The sequence below is a fragment of the Bacillus sp. EB106-02-03-XG38 genome (assembly GCF_058792175.1).
In genome coordinates this window covers 1-16,422 of the sequence record NZ_JBYTED010000011.1, presented here as the reverse complement: position 1 = coordinate 16,422, position 16,422 = coordinate 1, and the positions used below count along the sequence as shown (strand labels likewise).

The following is a 16,422-nucleotide window of genomic DNA, read 5'->3' as shown; positions in this document are numbered from 1 at the left end:
GGTCAAAGGAGGGAAAATTGATGCATCGCATTGACCCAAGTAAATTAGAACTTGAAGAACGTGTAGTTACGATAAATCGTGTCGCGAAAGTTGTTAAGGGTGGTCGTCGTTTCCGCTTTGCTGCACTAGTTGTAGTTGGCGATAAAAACGGTCATGTTGGATTCGGTACTGGTAAAGCACAAGAGGTACCAGACGCAATCCGCAAAGCTATCGAAGACGCTAAGAAAAACTTAATCGCTGTACCATTAGTTGGTACAACAATTCCACACACAATCAACGGTCATTTTGGCGCTGGTGAAGTATTCTTAAAGCCTGCTGCTGAGGGTACTGGTGTTATTGCTGGTGGACCTGTTCGTGCGGTCCTTGAATTAGCTGGTGTACAAGATATTCTTTCGAAATCTCTTGGTTCTAACACACCAATCAACATGATTCGCGCTACTGTGAACGGATTAAGCGAACTTAAGCGCGCTGAAGATGTTGCAAAATTACGCGGTAAATCTGTAGAAGAGCTACTAGGTTAAGGAGGGAAAACAAATGGCGAAAAAGTTAGAAATTACCCTCACTCGTAGTGTAATTGGTCGTCCACAAGATCAACGTGCGACGGTAGAAGCTTTAGGTCTTAAAAAGTTGAATTCAACTGTAGTTAAGGAAGAAACTCCTGCTATTCTTGGTATGATCAACAAAGTTTCTCACCTTGTAACTGTAAAAGAAGCTTAAGGATAACTCATTAATATAAGGAGGTGCCTGGGAATGAAACTTCATGAATTAAAACCTGCAGAAGGTTCTCGTAAAGTACGTAACCGTGTCGGTCGTGGTATCGGTTCTGGTAACGGTAAAACTGCTGGTAAAGGTCATAAAGGACAAAACGCACGTTCTGGCGGCGGTGTTCGTCTTGGCTTCGAAGGTGGTCAAACTCCATTATTCCGTCGTTTACCAAAACGCGGCTTCACAAACATTAACCGTAAAGAGTTTGCTATTGTAAACTTATCAACGTTAAATCGTTTTGAAGATGGTACAGAAGTAACACCTGAATTATTGCTGGAAACTGGCGTTATCAGCAAATTAAACGACGGTGTTAAAATTCTTGCAAGCGGCGCAGTAGAGAAAAAACTAACTGTTAAAGCGCACAAGTTCTCTTCAAGTGCTAAAGAAGCAATTGAAGCAGCTGGCGGATCAGTTGAGGTGATCTAATGTTTCGTACAATCTCCAACTTTATGCGCGTTGCTGAGATAAGACGTAAAATATTATTCACTTTAGCGATGTTAATCGTATTCAGGATTGGCACGTTTATCCCCGTGCCATTTACAAATGGAGACGTACTGAAAGCACAAGATCAATTAAATGCTTTAGGTATTCTAAATACATTTGGCGGTGGAGCCTTGAAAAACTTCTCCATCTTTGCGATGGGAATCATGCCGTATATTACAGCATCCATCATCGTGCAATTATTGCAGATGGATGTTGTTCCTAAATTTTCGGAATGGTCGAAGCAAGGTGAAATGGGCCGTCGTAAACTAACGCAATTCACGCGTTATTTTACAATTGTTCTTGCGTTTATTCAGGGGTTTGGTATGTCAATCGGTTTTAACGGTATGGTAGGTGGGCAATTAATTTTGAATCCAGGTTGGAGCACTTATTTATACATTGCTACGGTACTGACTGCTGGTACTGCATTTTTAATGTGGTTAGGTGAACAGATTACAGCTAAAGGTGTAGGTAATGGTATTTCCATCCTTATCTTTGGTGGTATTGCCGCAGCGATCCCAAGTGTTATATCTCAAGTGTATCAGCAACAGTTTCAAAATATCGGAGATCAATTGTTCATGAGTATCGTTAAAGTTGCATTGATCTTACTAGCTGTGCTAGCAGTTATTGTGGGTGTTATTTTCATTCAACAGGCTGTTAGAAAGATCCCAATTCAATATGCGAAGCGTGTAACAGGAGGAAATGGTGGTTATGCTGGAGCACAAAACACGCATTTACCCCTTAAGGTAAATAGTGCTGGTGTTATTCCAGTAATTTTTGCTGTTTCATTCTTAATTACGCCTCCGACTATTGCACAGTTCTTCCCGAAACATGATGTATCGCAGTGGATTATTGCAAACTTTAACTATTCTCACCCAGTGGGAATGATCATATATGTTGCGCTCATTGTAGCCTTCACATATTTCTATGCGTTTGTTCAGGTTAATCCGGAGCAAATGTCAGAGAATCTAAACAAACAAGGTGGATATGTTCCAGGTATTCGTCCGGGTAAGAATACGGAACAATATCTAACAAAAATCTTGTATCGTTTGACCTTTGTAGGATCAATTTTCCTAGCAGCGATTGCAATCTTACCAGTTATCTTTACGAAGCTGGGAAATCTTCCTCCATCTGCACAGATCGGTGGAACGAGTATGTTAATCGTTGTCGGCGTTGCTTTAGAAACAATGAAGCAGCTAGAAAGCCAACTGGTAAAACGCCATTACAAAGGGTTTATCAAGCAGTGAGTAAGTGGGAAGTATTGTCTTCCCTACATGCTCATGTACTCTGAGGGGGAACAAGGATGAACTTAATTTTAATGGGGCTTCCTGGTGCTGGTAAAGGTACACAAGCCGAACAGATTGTTGCCAAGTATAACATCCCTCACATCTCAACAGGAGATATGTTCCGTGCAGCTATGAAGGCTGAAACTGAAATGGGTTTACAAGCAAAATCTTTTATTGATAAAGGTGCACTTGTTCCAGATGAAGTTACAATCGGAATCGTTCGTGAACGTTTAAGTCAAGAAGACTGCGCAAAAGGCTTCTTACTAGACGGTTTCCCACGAACTGTTGCACAAGCATCAGCTCTTGAAGAGATTATGAAAGATCTTGGCAAAAAAATCGACTATGTTTTAAACATTAATGTGGATTCAGGGTTGTTATTAAAACGCCTTACAGGCCGTCGCATTTGTAAAGAGTGCGGTGCGACTTACCACTTAGAATTCAATGCGCCAGCAAAAGCTGACGTGTGCGATAAATGTGGTGGCGAATTATATCAACGCTCTGATGACAATGAAGAAACTGTAGCAAATCGTTTAGATGTAAATATTAAGCAAACAAAACCTTTGCTTGATTTCTACGAGGAGCTTGGTTACCTACAAAGCATTAATGGTGAGCAAGATATCAATAAAGTATTTGCTGATATCGATGTTCTCATCGGAGGCTTAGCGTAATGATAATCTGCAAAACTCCTCGCGAGATAGAAATCATGCGAGAAGCTGGCAGGATCGTTGCTTTAACTCATCAAGAGTTGAAACAGCACATTACTCCAGGAATTACAACGAAAGAGCTCGATCAAATAGCGGAAAAGACGATTCAAAAATATGGTGCTACGCCATCTTTTAAAGGATACAACGGATTTCCGGGGAGCATATGTGCTTCTGTAAATGAAGAGCTTGTACACGGAATTCCAGGGAAGCGCAAGCTCAAAGAGGGCGATATCATCAGTATCGATATTGGTGCGAAATACAATGGGTACCATGGCGATTCTGCATGGACGTATCCAGTTGGAAACATTTCTGAATCTGTTCAAAAGCTACTTGATGTCACAGAAAAATCGTTGTATCTTGGTCTAGAACAAGTAAAACCAGGCGAGAGATTATCAAATATCTCACATGCGGTTCAAACCCATGCTGAAGAGAATGGATTCTCGATCGTTAGGGAGTATGTTGGTCACGGAATCGGGCAAGACTTACATGAGGACCCTCAAATCCCGCACTATGGTCCACCAAATAGAGGCCCTAGATTAAAGCCGGGAATGGTCATCTGTGTTGAGCCGATGGTGAATCAAGGAAGACGATATGTAAAAACACTATCTGATGACTGGACAGTGGTAACGGTAGATGGTAAATGGTGTGCCCATTTTGAGCACACGATTGCTCTTACAGAAGCAGGATACGAAATCCTTACCACTTTATAAGTAGCTGGCTCTCCGGGATTTCAGAGCAGTGTAAAATGTTACTGATTTGAAGAAGGGAGAACTATTGAATGGCTAAAGATGATGTAATTGAAGTCGAAGGTACCGTTCTTGAAACGTTGCCAAATGCTATGTTCAAAGTAGAATTAGAGAATGGGCATGTCGTATTGGCTCACGTTTCTGGTAAAATCCGTATGAACTTCATTCGTATTTTACCAGGAGACAAAGTTACGGTAGAATTATCTCCGTACGATTTAAATCGTGGTCGTATTACGTACCGTTTTAAATAATATAGCACTCCGTAATCTTTAAGGAGGTTCGAGACATGAAAGTAAGACCGTCAGTTAAACCAATCTGCGAAAAATGTAAAGTTATTCGTAGACGTGGAAAAGTAATGGTTATTTGTGAAAACCCTAAACATAAACAAAAACAAGGTTAATCAGAAGGAGGTGCATTCGTAATGGCACGTATCGCAGGTGTAGATATTCCTCGAGACAAACGCGTTGTTATTTCTTTAACTTACGTATTCGGCATTGGTCGCACAACTGCTGAAAAAATTCTTGCTGAAGCAGGTATTTCTGAAGAAACACGAGTTCGTGATTTAACGGAAGACGAATTAGGACGTATCCGTGATATCATCGATCGTATTAAAGTTGAGGGAGACCTTCGTCGTGAAGTATCTCTTAACATTAAGCGTCTAATGGAGATCGGTTCTTACCGTGGTCTTCGTCACCGTCGTGGCTTACCAGTTCGTGGTCAAAATTCTAAAAACAATGCTCGTACACGTAAAGGTCCACGTCGTACAGTAGCAAATAAAAAGAAATAATAAGTAAAGGAGGTTGAACTAACAATGGCACGTAAAACAAACACTCGTAAAAAACGTGTGAAAAAGAATATCGAAGCTGGTATAGCTCATATTCGTTCTACTTTCAACAACACAATCGTAACTCTTACAGATACTCACGGTAACGCACTTTCTTGGTCTAGTGCTGGTGCACTTGGTTTCCGTGGATCTCGTAAATCTACTCCATTCGCTGCGCAAATGGCTGCTGAAACTGCTGCTAAAGCTGCAATGGAACACGGTTTAAAAACTTTAGAGGTTACTGTTAAAGGTCCTGGTGCTGGTCGTGAAGCTGCAATTCGTGCTCTTCAAGCTGCAGGTCTAGAAGTAACAGCAATTAGAGATGTTACTCCAGTTCCTCATAATGGATGTCGTCCACCAAAACGTCGTCGTGTGTAATTTTTCTGTATAGAATTTTCCCTTTTGTCTATAATGGATATGATGCATTATCGAGAAATTTCGTACAGAAACATCGCTTGTTGTGCACAATCGGGAACTGCCTAAGGGGGACTTTCGGTTAGACAGGGGTTGTACCTTTGTTTAACCGGGGTTTCGACGTTTTGAAGGAGGGTTTAGTTAATGATTGAAATCGAAAAGCCGAAAATCGAAACGGTTGAACTTAACGAAGATGCTAAATATGGTAAATTCGTAATTGAACCGCTTGAGCGTGGATATGGTACTACGTTGGGTAACTCCTTACGTCGTATTCTTTTATCTTCACTCCCTGGTGCCGCTGTTACTGCTATCCAAATCGATGGCGTATTACATGAATTTTCAACAGTTGAGGGCGTAGTAGAAGACGTTACAACGATCATCTTAAACTTGAAAAAGTTAGCTCTTAAAATCTACTCTGAAGAAGAGAAGACGTTGGAAATTGATGTGCAGGGCGAAGGTATTGTCACAGCTGCTGATATTACTCACGATAGTGATGTAGAAATCTTAAATCCAGATTTACACATTGCAACGTTAGCAAAAGATGCGCATTTCCGCGTGCGTTTAACTGCAAAGCGTGGCCGTGGGTATACGCCAGCTGATGCAAATAAAAGCGAAGATCAACCAATAGGAGTAATTCCTATTGATTCTATTTATACTCCAGTATCACGTGTGACTTACCAAGTGGAAAAGACACGTGTCGGACAAGTGGCTAATTATGATAAGCTTACGCTTGATGTATGGACGGATGGAAGCATCGGGCCAAAAGAAGCTATCTCTTTAGGTGCCAAAATCTTAACTGAGCATTTAAATATCTTTGTTGGTTTAACTGATGAAGCACAAAATGCTGAGATTATGGTTGAGAAGGAAGAAGATCAAAAAGAGAAAGTTCTTGAGATGACTATCGAGGAACTAGATCTTTCTGTTCGTTCTTATAATTGCCTTAAACGTGCAGGAATTAATACTGTACAAGAGCTTGCGAACAAAACAGAAGAAGATATGATGAAAGTTCGTAACTTAGGACGTAAATCCTTAGAAGAAGTTAAACATAAACTTGAGGAATTAGGTTTAGGTTTACGTAAAGACGACTGAGGATTTAAACCCATCAACAAAGGAGGGAACTACGAATGGCATACAGAAAATTAGGCCGTACAAGTGCGCAACGTAAAGCTATGTTACGTGACTTAGCTACTGATTTAATTATCAACGAGCGCATCCAAACGACAGAAACTCGTGCAAAAGAACTTCGTTCTGTAGTGGAAAAAATGATCACTTTAGGTAAACGCGGAGATCTTCATGCTCGTCGTCAAGCAGCAGCTTTCATTCGCAATGAAGTAGCTAACGCTGAGACTGGTCAAGATGCACTTCAAAAATTATTCGCTGATGTAGCTCCACGCTATGCTGAGCGCCAAGGCGGATACACTCGTATTGCAAAAATTGGTCCACGTCGCGGAGACGCAGCACCAATGGTAATTATCGAGTTAGTATAATGATAATTAAAAGGGCAGGACAGTTCTTTTCAAGAAACTGGTCATGGCCCTTTTTTTTAAATATAAAAATAGGCTAACTTGTCGAAGGAAAGGGTGCCTTGTATTGAAAAAAGAGAAACTTCGGACAGAAAATATATCATTTCAATATCCTGGGGCAGCCACTTATGCATTAAAAGATGTTTCATTTTCCTTATATGAGGGAGAATGGGTATCTATTATTGGACAAAACGGTTCAGGGAAGTCTACACTTGCAAAATTATTGAATGGTTTGTTTTTGCCGAAAGCAGGGACTATTACAGTAAATGATACAATGGTTTTATCAGAGGAAACGGTATGGGATGTTCGAAAACAAATTGGAATGGTATTTCAAAATCCAGATAATCAATTTGTTGGAACTACAGTGCTAGACGACGTTGTTTTTGGCTTAGAGAATATCGGAATGCCAAGAGAGCAGATGGTAGAAAGATTAGATCAGGCTCTCAAACTTGTCCGTATGGAAGATTTTCTTAATGATGAACCTCATTCATTATCTGGTGGGCAAAAGCAGCGAGTGGCAATAGCAGGCGTTTTAGCACTTCAGCCATCTATTTTGATATTAGATGAAGCAACGTCAATGCTAGACCCTCAAGGGAGACGTGAAGTAGTAGAAACCGTTAGACAACTTGTTAATCAAAAAGGTATTACCGTGTTATCAATTACGCACGACTTAGAAGAAGCGGCACAATCAGACCGTGTCATTATTTTAAATAAGGGAGAGATATTAGAGGAAGGAACTCCAGAACAAATTTTCAAATCCTCTCATATGCTCCAAGAAATTGGATTAGATGTACCATTTTCAGTGAAAATAGCAGAATTATTAAAAAGAAATGAAATTCTCTTGCAAAATACGCATCTTACAATGGAAAGCTTGGTGAACGAACTTTGGAGATTACATTCCAAAAAGTAGAACATCGTTATCAATATAAAACTCCATTTGAAAGACGCGCACTTTATGATGTAGACGTGTCGTTTCCAAGTGGAGGCTATTATGCCATTATCGGTCATACTGGTTCAGGTAAGTCGACGATGATTCAACATTTAAATGGTTTATTGCAGCCGACAAATGGCACAGTTCAAATTGGTGAACATTTCATTTCGGCAGGAAAGAAAGAAAAAAAGCTAAAGCCGCTACGTAAAAAGGTAGGGGTTGTCTTTCAATTCCCAGAACATCAGTTGTTTGAAGAGACTGTGGAGAAAGATATTTGTTTCGGCCCTACTAATTTTGGGGTATCTGTAGAAGAAGCGAAGCAAAAGGCAAGAGAGGCAATTGAACTTGTAGGGTTAGAACCAGAACTGTTAACACGTTCACCGTTTGAGTTAAGTGGTGGGCAAATGAGGCGTGTTGCAATAGCGGGCGTATTGGCGATGGAACCCGAAGTGCTTGTATTAGATGAACCTACAGCAGGACTAGATCCAAAAGGGCAGAATGAACTTATGGAGATGTTTTATAAGCTGCATAAGGAGAAAGGTCTTACGGTTATCCTTGTAACGCATAATATGGAGGATGCTGCTAAGTATGCGGAGCAGATTGTAGTCATGCATAAAGGAACGGTCTTTTTGCAAGGAAGTGCAGAGGAAGTATTTTCACATGCTGATGAACTAGAGAAAATTGGCGTGGATCTTCCTATGTCTTTAAAGTATAAACGTGCAATTGAAGAGAAGTTTGGCATTTCAATCCCAAAGGCTACCTTATCTTTAGAGGATCTTACTCATGAAGTTGTGCAGGTGTTACGAAAAGGTGGTCATGAATCATGCAGCAGTTGATTATTGGAAGGTATATTCCAGGGAATTCTCTTATTCATCAACTTGATCCACGTACGAAGCTGCTGATTGTCTTTTTATATGTATTTGTTGTTTTCTTAGCAAATAATGCGATTTCATATGGATTTTTATTTTTATATGCACTCATTGCTTTATTTTTTGCAAAAGTGCCGATTCGTTATGTACTTTCGGGCTTAAAACCAATTCTATGGATTTTTCTTTTTACATTTTTCCTGCATATTTTTACAAATAAAGAAGGGGAAGTACTATTCCAGCTTGGTTGGTTTTCGATACATGAAAAAGGATTAGAGCAAGGGATATACATTTCTATACGATTCTTCGTTATTATTTTAATGACGACATTATTAACGTTAACGACGACACCTATTGAGATTACAGATGGTTTGGAGACGTTATTAAAGCCGTTGAAGCGTATAAAAGTTCCTGTTCATGAAATCGCATTAATGATGTCAATTTCTCTTCGTTTTATTCCAACATTAATGGATGAAACGAGTAAAATAATGAAGGCACAATCGTCACGTGGTATTGATTTCGCAGGAGGACCGATAAAAGATAGGATGAAAGCTATTATCTCCCTACTCGTTCCTCTATTTATCAGTGCTTTTAAGCGTGCTGAGGACTTAGCAATTGCTATGGAGGCTCGTGGATATCAAAGTGGCGAAGGACGTACTAAATTTAGGCAACTACGCTGGAAAACAAGTGATACAGTAACGATTATAAGCTTACTTTGTTTAGCTTGTATTTTGGCATGGGTGCGATCGTAATGGAGAATAGAGAAATGGATAGAATAAAATGTACGGTTGCATATGATGGCATGCATTTTTGTGGTTATCAAATTCAACCGCAGCATCGTACTGTTCAACAAGAGATTGAAAAAGCTTTGCAGAAATTGCATAAAGGAGAACTTGTTCGTGTTCAGGCATCGGGCAGAACGGATTCTACCGTTCATGCTAAAGGACAAGTGATACACTTTGATACACCGTTGTCTCTTGAAGAGTGGCAATGGGGTAATGCATTAAACACAATGTTGCCAGATGATATTGTTATCAGACAGGTAGAGAAAAAAACAGAAGAATTTCATGCGCGTTACGGTGTTGAGAGAAAAGAATATCGTTATCGTGTGTTATTATCAAAGACTGCGGACGTATTCCGTAGAAATTACGTATATCAATATCCATATCCGCTCGAAATAAACTCTATAAGAAAAGCGATCCCTTATTTTATTGGAACGCATGATTTCACTTCTTTTTGTTCGGCAAAAACTGACAAAAAAGATAAAGTGAGAACAATTTATGAAATTGAGCTAATTGAGCAAGATGATGAATTAATTTTTCGTTTTGTAGGTAATGGATTTTTATATAATATGGTCAGAATTATTGTTGGTACGTTACTGAGCGTAGGGCAAGGAAAGCTTGATCCAGATAGCATTCCAGAGATTCTAGAGAAACAAAATCGTCAGTTTGCTGGAAAGATGGCTCCTGGTCATGGGCTTTACTTATGGCAGGTAAACTATAACAACTAATCCTGGTGTAACATTTGCTTGACATTAGAAACTCAAAAGTATATCATAACATATGGTATTGTTTCTAAAACCACGATTAGCCCCGGAAGGAAATCGTGTTTAAGATAAACAATAGATTTTTTCTATGGAAAAGATAACGAGGAGGGAAACACATGCGTACGACTTTTATGGCAAAAGCTAACGAAGTTGAGCGTAAATGGTATGTGGTTGATGCTGAAGGTCAAACTTTAGGTCGCCTTGCTAGTGAAGTAGCATCCATTTTACGCGGTAAAAACAAACCTACATTTACACCACACGTTGACACGGGTGATCATGTAATTATTATTAACGCTGAGAAAATTCATTTAACAGGTAATAAATTAAACGATAAAATTTACTACCGTCACACTAACCACCCAGGTGGACTTAAACAAAGAACAGCTCTAGAAATGCGTACAAACTACCCTGTACAAATGTTAGAGCTTGCAATTAAAGGCATGCTTCCAAAAGGACGCTTAGGCCGTCAAGTTTCTAAGAAACTAAACGTGTATGCTGGAGCAGAGCATCCACACCAAGCACAAAAACCAGAAGTTTACGAACTTCGCGGATAATTAATTAAAGGAGGGCTTACTTTGGCACAGGTTCAATACTATGGCACTGGACGTCGTAAGAGTTCAGTAGCGCGCGTACGCCTAGTTCCAGGCGAAGGACGCGTTATCATTAACGGTCGTGATTTTGAAAACTATATCCCATTTGCTGCATTACGTGAAGTAGTGAAACAACCTCTAGTTGCAACAGAAACTTTAGGTAACTACGATGTACTTGTAAACGTAAATGGTGGTGGATACACTGGTCAAGCTGGTGCTATTCGTCACGGTATTTCTCGCGCTTTATTAAAAGCTGATCCAGACTACCGTCTAACACTAAAACGTGCAGGTCTATTAACTCGTGACGCACGTATGAAAGAGCGTAAAAAATACGGTCTTAAAGGCGCACGTCGTGCACCTCAGTTCTCAAAACGTTAATTTTTGCGAACTACAAACCCCAACCATCTTGGTTGGGGTTTTTTTATGTTTCATTCCTCATTTGGAATTTTTGTAGTTTGGAATATTTTAGTGCTATCCTCTCGCGTATGCTTCTTCTTTAGAAGTTTAGACTAATACGTATTAGGGAGGTTTATAAGTACTATGAATGTCATTGTCAGCTTACAAGAAAAACAAAAAGAAAAGCAGTTGAAATATGAACGGAAGATGCTGCGGGAATTATCATTAAAAACATTACGTTCAAATATTAGAGATGCCTTTCAGATGCAGGAACTTCATCGGCAGTATGAAGATTACTGTATTGAATTAGGAATAGAATCGTATTTATTAGGAGCGAGATATAGTAAATTTGGTTATTATGGTGAATCGTTCTTTGATGTGAAATATAGAGCCTTAGAAGAAGAGCAACAATTAACGGAAACACTATTTCAATTTTTAGCGAGCATGACTATGCGTGAAATTAAGTTACAAGATGAGGAATTGCTTTTTGAATCTTGCCAGCAGTTTATCGGCTTATGGTGGCAGGAAGGATATGAAAAAGGTGAAAGAAGATATCGATTAAAGCTTCATTAAGACAAGCATAAACTTTCCTCTTGTCCCATATAAGTAATTAGAGGGACTAGCTGGAGGAGGAAAGGTATGAAGAGAATTCGAATTATCTCTTTTGCACTCGCTGCGGTTGTTTTGTTTTTTTTAGTCAAACAAGAGTTTCAAATTACAAAATCGTGGCGAGCTTGGAATTTACCCTTATCAGGGAAAGTAATCGTATTAGATGCTGGGCATGGTGGACCAGACGGAGGAGCAGTTGGTGGAAAGGATATTGTAGAAAAGGATATTACGCTTGAGATTACAAAGAAGGTGCAAGATTATTTACAAGAGCAAGGTGCGTTAGTAATTTTAACGAGAGATGGAGATTATGATTTAGCTCAGAAAGGTACAAAATCATATAGTAGACGTAAAGCAGAGGATTTAAAAAAGCGTGTAGAGATTATTAATAAACCTGATGTAGACTTTTTTGCGAGTATTCATTTAAACGCTTTAACTAGTAGTGGATCAAAAGGCGCACAAACGTTCTATTACCGCTCTTCGATTGAAAATGAACGTGCTGCGAAATTTATACAAGCTGAATTGAGAACGAGTTTAGAGAATACGAATCGTTCTGCTAAAACAATTTCTCATGTGTATTTATTAAAGTATGCGAAAACACCAGGCGCTTTAATTGAAGCTGGTTTTTTATCGAATGTAAATGAAAGATATATGTTAAATTCGGAGAAATATCAGCAAAAGGTAGCGGCTGCAGTATATCGTGGTATATTACGTTATTTCACCGAAAAAGGAAATCCTCCAGAATAAGGAGGATTTTTTTGCAGTTCTCTCGTTAACGAAGTTTTCCGAAAATATGTTATACTGGAAATGTAAACGCATTTATTTTGAGAGTAAAAAGAGACATTAAATTAACATTACGTTATTTTTCATACAGGGGGCTGGGCTAATTATGGTAACGAAAGAGCAAGTAGTGGAAGCGTTAGAAGGGATTGTAGATCCGTTTTTACATAAAACGTTAAAAGAAACAGGGGCAATTAAAGAGGTAACAGTTAAGCCTGAGAAGGAACATGTAAGTGTTAAAATTGCAATCGTAAAAACTGGTACAGCGGAACAAATGCAATTGCAATCTGGAATTGTAAAGTTAGTAAAAGAACTAGGAGCAGCAACAGTAGGGCTCCGCTTTGCAGAATTTACAGAAGAAGAATTAGCTCAGTTTGCACCGGAACAGGAAGAAGAGCAAACGGAATCTTTATTGTCACCAAATTCAAAAACGACATTTTTAGCGGTGGCGAGTGGAAAAGGTGGAGTCGGAAAATCAACAGTGTCTGTTAACCTTGCTATTGCTTTAGCTCGTCTAGGGAAAAAGGTTGGTATCATTGATGCCGATATTTATGGGTTTAGTGTACCGGATATGATGGGGATAGAAAAACGTCCTGTTGTAAGAGGAGATAGAATCATCCCAGTGGAACGTCTAGGTGTAAAGGTAATCTCAATGGGGTTCTTTGTAGAGGATAATGCACCGGTTATTTGGAGAGGACCTATGCTTGGGAAAATGTTAAATCATTTCTTTACAGAAGTAGAGTGGGGAGATTTGGATTATTTAGTTTTAGATTTACCACCGGGTACAGGTGATGTTGCGTTAGACTTACATTCGATGTTGCCAGCTTGTAAAGAGATTATTGTCACAACGCCACATCCAACAGCGGCATTTGTAGCAGCGCGTGCTGGAGCTATGGCTTTACGTACAGAACATAGTATTCTTGGCGTTGTTGAAAATATGGCGTATTTTGAAAGTAAAACAACTGGTGAAAAAGAATATGTGTTCGGAAGAGGGGGAGGAGATAAATTAGCTACAGAACTTCAAACAGAAGTACTTGGCCGAATCCCGCTTCAACAACCTGATTGGAATAAAGAAGATTTTGCGCCGTCAGTATACGAGGATACACATACGACAGGTCTTATTTATCGCACGATAGCTGAGACAGTAATTGATAAAACAGCTGTTGCGCAAAAATAAAATAATAATGAGTGGACGATACATATATTGTCCACTCATTATTATAACTATAATTACTGCTGTTCCTTTTTACCGTCTTGAGAACCACCTTCACCGCCTGCTTCTTTTTTATCAGAACCACTTTTTTCAGCCTTTTGTACACCTTTACTAATAATATCTATCATCTTAGCTTGGAAGAGTGGGCTTTCGGCAGTTTCTGTTAGTACTTGTTGTAAATATTGGCGGTATTCTTTGCTCTTCATCGTTTGTAGCATCATTTTTTCTACTTCAGGGTTTTTCATAATTTCTATAACGCCTGCTTGGTATTCAGGGTCTTTTAGTAATGTTTTCATTAAGGTTGTTTGTTCTTTTCCCATACTTTTAGCGAATTTCGATGAGAACTCAGGGTCTTTAAAGAGCTTTTCCCAGAATTGTTGCCCTTTGTCGGATACCATTGCATCTTCAATCGTTTTCTTTACTACTGTTTCATCTAGTATGAGTGCTTGTTTCATTTTTTCATCAGTTAACACATCTTGAATGGCTTTCTTACCTTGATCAGTTTTTAAAATATCAACAATCATTTTCTTCGTTTGATCATAATCAAGTTCGGACTTTGCCTCTTTTTCTTGTGCACATGCTACAAGTACAAAAAATAGAAAAGCAGAAGTCAAAACGAGCAGCATCCGTTTCATAAGTTGGAACTCCTTTCAGCACAGTTCTCTCTTTTTAATATAAATATCTTTAAGGAATTTATACATGAACATGGCTAGCTTTTTGAAATTGTCATTGATACAATTTGATTAGAAATATAAGGATAATGGGGGATGTGTTGTGAATAGCCGCAAGTGGGTACGACTGTTTTTTACGACGTTGTTTCTTGGTGGGATTAGTACGGTCATTATTGGGTTTGTTTTAGAGTGGGACAAGTACGCTAAATTTTTTCAAAATTTCGACGGAAAGGAGATTTTAGCAGTTTCCTTCTGGTTGATGGGCGTAGGATTCATTTTTAGTGTTATTAGTCAAATGGGGTTCTTTGCCTATTTAACAATCCATCGTTTTGGGCTAGGGATGTTCAGGTCACCTTCTTTATGGAATACAGTGCAGCTCTTCTTTATTGCGTTCGTTTTATTTGATTTCGTGTATTTAAGATCTGTATTGATTGCAAATGGGGAAGTTTCATTAGGAAATAACATACTTGTTGCAGGTGTATTATTTGTGTTTGGGGCCATTGTTGCTTATATAAAAAGTAAAGAAACGAACAAAATGGCATTCGTGCCCGCTTTGTTCTTTATGGTTGTTGTAACAATTCTTGAGTGGGTACCAGCTCTTCGGATTAATGATACAGATTGGTTATATTTAATGGTGATACCACTTTTATTATGTAATGCATATCAGTTACTCATATTACATCGTTTAATTGGAAAGACGAGCAAGTCGGTCTAATTGAGAGAGTTTTTACGCAGGAGGGTTCTATGAATGAAAAAAAGCTCTATTACCTAAAGGAAAGGTAGTAGAGCTTTTTATGTGTGAAAAATTATTGTACATCTTCACTTTTCGTACTTGTGTTGGAAATAAGTTGTGATACGGATATTTGTTCATAGCCGTCACTCTTTAATTTTTGCAGAAGCAGTGGTAAAGCTTTATTTGTTTGAAGGGCAGAATCGGATGCATGTAATAGGACTATATCTCCACCTTTTAAATTATTAGAGACGGTGGAAACGATATTGTTTACGCCAGGGTTTTTCCAGTCGTTTGAGTTATTACTCCAATGGACGACAGTGTATCCGAGTGATTCTGCTATTTTAAGTGTTGCTTTGTTAAAGTCTCCACTAGGTGGACGTAATAGTTTGATTTGTTTCACACCGAGTTTTGTAAACACATCTTGTGCTCGCAAAAGATCTCTTCGTATTTCATTTGTCTCTAGAGAAGTGTAGGACGTGTAATTGTACCCCATACTACCGATTTCATGTCCATCTTTTATGATGCGCTCAACAACATCAGGGTGTCTTTCTGCCCATGCAGCAGAAAGGAAGAAAGTTGCATTCTTAATATCTCTTTCTTTAAGTGTATCAAGGATTGGAATTGCTTTTTTGTCTCCCCAACTAATATCAAACGTAAATGCAACTTGTTTTCTGGAGGTGTCGCCTTTGTAAATGACTTTAGGTCCGGTAGCAGTTGAAAAAGCAGATTCGTGTGAATATGTTTTCAAAAAGAGTAGCCATGCTGTAAATAAGGAAAGTATCACTATTAAGCTAATGTGTTTAAAGTTTCTTTTACTCGTAATAAAAAAGAAAAACATAATATTACGCCCCTTTGTCCAATCCTTTTCAGTTACATATATGCTGTAAATATAAAAAAGAGAACAAGGGATTAATATCGTAAGTAGTGGATATAATGGATGATAGAATAAAATGAGTGGAACGTTTATTGCTCTGTAAGAAATGACTGAGGTGATGAGTTGCTTGGATTTATGTTAACGAAAGAAGAGAAAAAAGAAATGGAATACATATTGAAGAGAGAGTTAGAAGAACTTTTATTTGATTTTGAAGATGAACGTATTCATGACGTTGTAAAAAAAGCGATGGAAGAGAGATATAAAATCATCTTTTGTTTGTTTCGAAGAGTCGCTAATGCAGAGGAATGTATTCGTTATGTAAGAAAAAGAACTTTTTATTAAAAAGTGTTGACGTTAGTAGTTATTATATGATAAATTAATAACCGTCGCTGATGCGCAAACGCAGAAAACGACAAAAAAGAAAATGAAAAACTTAGTTGACATTGAAAAATGAAGATGTTAACATAAGGAAGTC

At 38.6% G+C, this 16,422-nt stretch carries 25 protein-coding genes; 23 read left to right on the top strand and 2 right to left on the bottom strand.

Going from position 1 to position 16,422, the window contains the following annotated elements; all coding sequences use genetic code 11:
* The first annotated feature begins 20 nt into the window (after window positions 1-20).
* The 21 genes from rpsE (at window position 21) to AC3WTI_RS27470 (ending at window position 13,633) form a co-directional block, all read left to right on the top strand.
* Entirely contained in the window at window positions 21-521 is a 501-nt protein-coding gene (gene rpsE / locus AC3WTI_RS27570) for a 30S ribosomal protein S5 (protein ID WP_000554646.1), read from the top strand.
* Between the two features lie 13 nt (window positions 522-534).
* The gene (gene rpmD / locus AC3WTI_RS27565; RefSeq protein ID WP_001085234.1) at window positions 535-717 is read left to right on the top strand and encodes a 50S ribosomal protein L30; all 183 of its coding nucleotides are present in this window, start codon (window positions 535-537) and stop codon (window positions 715-717) included.
* Window positions 718-750: 33 nt separating this feature from the next.
* The gene (gene rplO / locus AC3WTI_RS27560; RefSeq protein ID WP_000766080.1) at window positions 751-1,191 is read left to right on the top strand and encodes a 50S ribosomal protein L15; all 441 of its coding nucleotides are present in this window, start codon (window positions 751-753) and stop codon (window positions 1,189-1,191) included.
* On the top strand, window positions 1,191-2,492 hold the full coding sequence (gene secY / locus AC3WTI_RS27555; protein WP_000490117.1) for a preprotein translocase subunit SecY: 1,302 nt from the start codon (window positions 1,191-1,193) through the stop codon (window positions 2,490-2,492). Before rplO ends, secY begins: the two co-directional genes overlap by 1 nt.
* 56 nt (window positions 2,493-2,548) lie before the next feature.
* Window positions 2,549-3,199: an adenylate kinase gene (locus tag AC3WTI_RS27550; RefSeq protein ID WP_048526368.1), complete on the top strand. Its 651-nt coding sequence runs from the start codon at window positions 2,549-2,551 to the stop codon at window positions 3,197-3,199.
* A complete protein-coding gene (gene map / locus AC3WTI_RS27545; protein ID WP_000582539.1) occupies window positions 3,199-3,945 on the top strand; it encodes a type I methionyl aminopeptidase in 747 nt (248 codons plus the stop codon). The genes AC3WTI_RS27550 and map overlap by 1 nt, the downstream gene beginning before the upstream one ends.
* A gap of 68 nt (window positions 3,946-4,013) precedes the next feature.
* A complete protein-coding gene (gene infA / locus AC3WTI_RS27540) occupies window positions 4,014-4,232 on the top strand; it encodes a translation initiation factor IF-1 (RefSeq protein ID WP_001029884.1) in 219 nt (72 codons plus the stop codon).
* Between the two features lie 35 nt (window positions 4,233-4,267).
* Window positions 4,268-4,381: a 50S ribosomal protein L36 gene (rpmJ, locus tag AC3WTI_RS27535; RefSeq protein WP_000868344.1), complete on the top strand. Its 114-nt coding sequence runs from the start codon at window positions 4,268-4,270 to the stop codon at window positions 4,379-4,381.
* 21 nt (window positions 4,382-4,402) lie between these two features.
* A complete protein-coding gene (gene rpsM, locus AC3WTI_RS27530) occupies window positions 4,403-4,768 on the top strand; it encodes a 30S ribosomal protein S13 (protein ID WP_000090788.1) in 366 nt (121 codons plus the stop codon).
* 24 nt (window positions 4,769-4,792) lie between these two features.
* Window positions 4,793-5,182 carry a 30S ribosomal protein S11 gene (gene rpsK, locus AC3WTI_RS27525; RefSeq protein ID WP_000101798.1) on the top strand — a complete coding sequence of 130 codons (390 nt, stop codon included), beginning with the start codon at window positions 4,793-4,795 and terminating at the stop codon, window positions 5,180-5,182.
* Window positions 5,183-5,362: 180 nt separating this feature from the next.
* Complete coding sequence (locus AC3WTI_RS27520; RefSeq protein ID WP_000569643.1) at window positions 5,363-6,307, top strand: DNA-directed RNA polymerase subunit alpha; 945 nt, start codon at window positions 5,363-5,365, stop codon at window positions 6,305-6,307.
* A 35-nt stretch (window positions 6,308-6,342) separates the two neighbouring features.
* Entirely contained in the window at window positions 6,343-6,705 is a 363-nt protein-coding gene (gene rplQ / locus AC3WTI_RS27515; RefSeq protein ID WP_000331490.1) for a 50S ribosomal protein L17, read from the top strand.
* A gap of 103 nt (window positions 6,706-6,808) precedes the next feature.
* Window positions 6,809-7,651 (top strand): energy-coupling factor ABC transporter ATP-binding protein, encoded by an 843-nt coding sequence (locus tag AC3WTI_RS27510; RefSeq protein ID WP_142305940.1) that lies wholly within the window; start codon window positions 6,809-6,811, stop codon window positions 7,649-7,651.
* Entirely contained in the window at window positions 7,627-8,508 is an 882-nt protein-coding gene (locus tag AC3WTI_RS27505; protein WP_000406519.1) for an energy-coupling factor ABC transporter ATP-binding protein, read from the top strand. Before AC3WTI_RS27510 ends, AC3WTI_RS27505 begins: the two co-directional genes overlap by 25 nt.
* Complete coding sequence (locus AC3WTI_RS27500; protein ID WP_001186532.1) at window positions 8,496-9,290, top strand: energy-coupling factor transporter transmembrane component T family protein; 795 nt, start codon at window positions 8,496-8,498, stop codon at window positions 9,288-9,290. Before AC3WTI_RS27505 ends, AC3WTI_RS27500 begins: the two co-directional genes overlap by 13 nt.
* Window positions 9,291-9,304: 14 nt before the next feature.
* Window positions 9,305-10,048, top strand: coding sequence for a tRNA pseudouridine(38-40) synthase TruA (gene truA, locus AC3WTI_RS27495; protein WP_097842111.1), 744 nt, complete (start codon window positions 9,305-9,307; stop codon window positions 10,046-10,048).
* Window positions 10,049-10,200: 152 nt separating this feature from the next.
* Window positions 10,201-10,638 (top strand): 50S ribosomal protein L13, encoded by a 438-nt coding sequence (gene rplM, locus AC3WTI_RS27490; protein ID WP_001260793.1) that lies wholly within the window; start codon window positions 10,201-10,203, stop codon window positions 10,636-10,638.
* A 21-nt stretch (window positions 10,639-10,659) separates the two neighbouring features.
* Window positions 10,660-11,052: a 30S ribosomal protein S9 gene (gene rpsI, locus AC3WTI_RS27485; RefSeq protein ID WP_098582993.1), complete on the top strand. Its 393-nt coding sequence runs from the start codon at window positions 10,660-10,662 to the stop codon at window positions 11,050-11,052.
* A gap of 162 nt (window positions 11,053-11,214) precedes the next feature.
* Window positions 11,215-11,643, top strand: coding sequence for a DUF2521 family protein (locus tag AC3WTI_RS27480; protein WP_048526371.1), 429 nt, complete (start codon window positions 11,215-11,217; stop codon window positions 11,641-11,643).
* A gap of 66 nt (window positions 11,644-11,709) precedes the next feature.
* Window positions 11,710-12,423 carry an N-acetylmuramoyl-L-alanine amidase CwlD gene (gene cwlD / locus AC3WTI_RS27475; RefSeq protein WP_087955358.1) on the top strand — a complete coding sequence of 238 codons (714 nt, stop codon included), beginning with the start codon at window positions 11,710-11,712 and terminating at the stop codon, window positions 12,421-12,423.
* Between the two features lie 142 nt (window positions 12,424-12,565).
* Window positions 12,566-13,633, top strand: coding sequence for an Mrp/NBP35 family ATP-binding protein (locus AC3WTI_RS27470; protein ID WP_087955359.1), 1,068 nt, complete (start codon window positions 12,566-12,568; stop codon window positions 13,631-13,633).
* Between the two features lie 53 nt (window positions 13,634-13,686).
* Here AC3WTI_RS27470 and gerD read toward each other — a convergent pair whose 3' ends face one another.
* On the bottom strand, window positions 13,687-14,304 hold the full coding sequence (gerD, locus tag AC3WTI_RS27465) for a spore germination protein GerD (protein WP_097842106.1): 618 nt from the start codon (window positions 14,302-14,304) through the stop codon (window positions 13,687-13,689).
* A gap of 139 nt (window positions 14,305-14,443) precedes the next feature.
* On the opposite strand from gerD, the gene kbaA reads away from it, so the two are divergent.
* A complete protein-coding gene (gene kbaA, locus AC3WTI_RS27460; protein WP_492304478.1) occupies window positions 14,444-15,055 on the top strand; it encodes a KinB signaling pathway activation protein KbaA in 612 nt (203 codons plus the stop codon).
* 91 nt (window positions 15,056-15,146) lie between these two features.
* Here the strand turns inward: kbaA and pdaB are convergent, their stop codons facing one another.
* Complete coding sequence (gene pdaB, locus AC3WTI_RS27455) at window positions 15,147-15,911, bottom strand: polysaccharide deacetylase family sporulation protein PdaB (RefSeq protein WP_097842105.1); 765 nt, start codon at window positions 15,909-15,911, stop codon at window positions 15,147-15,149.
* A gap of 159 nt (window positions 15,912-16,070) precedes the next feature.
* Between pdaB and AC3WTI_RS27450 the strand changes: the two genes are divergently transcribed.
* Window positions 16,071-16,289 (top strand): hypothetical protein, encoded by a 219-nt coding sequence (locus AC3WTI_RS27450; RefSeq protein ID WP_000900296.1) that lies wholly within the window; start codon window positions 16,071-16,073, stop codon window positions 16,287-16,289.
* Window positions 16,290-16,422: the final 133 nt, after the last annotated feature.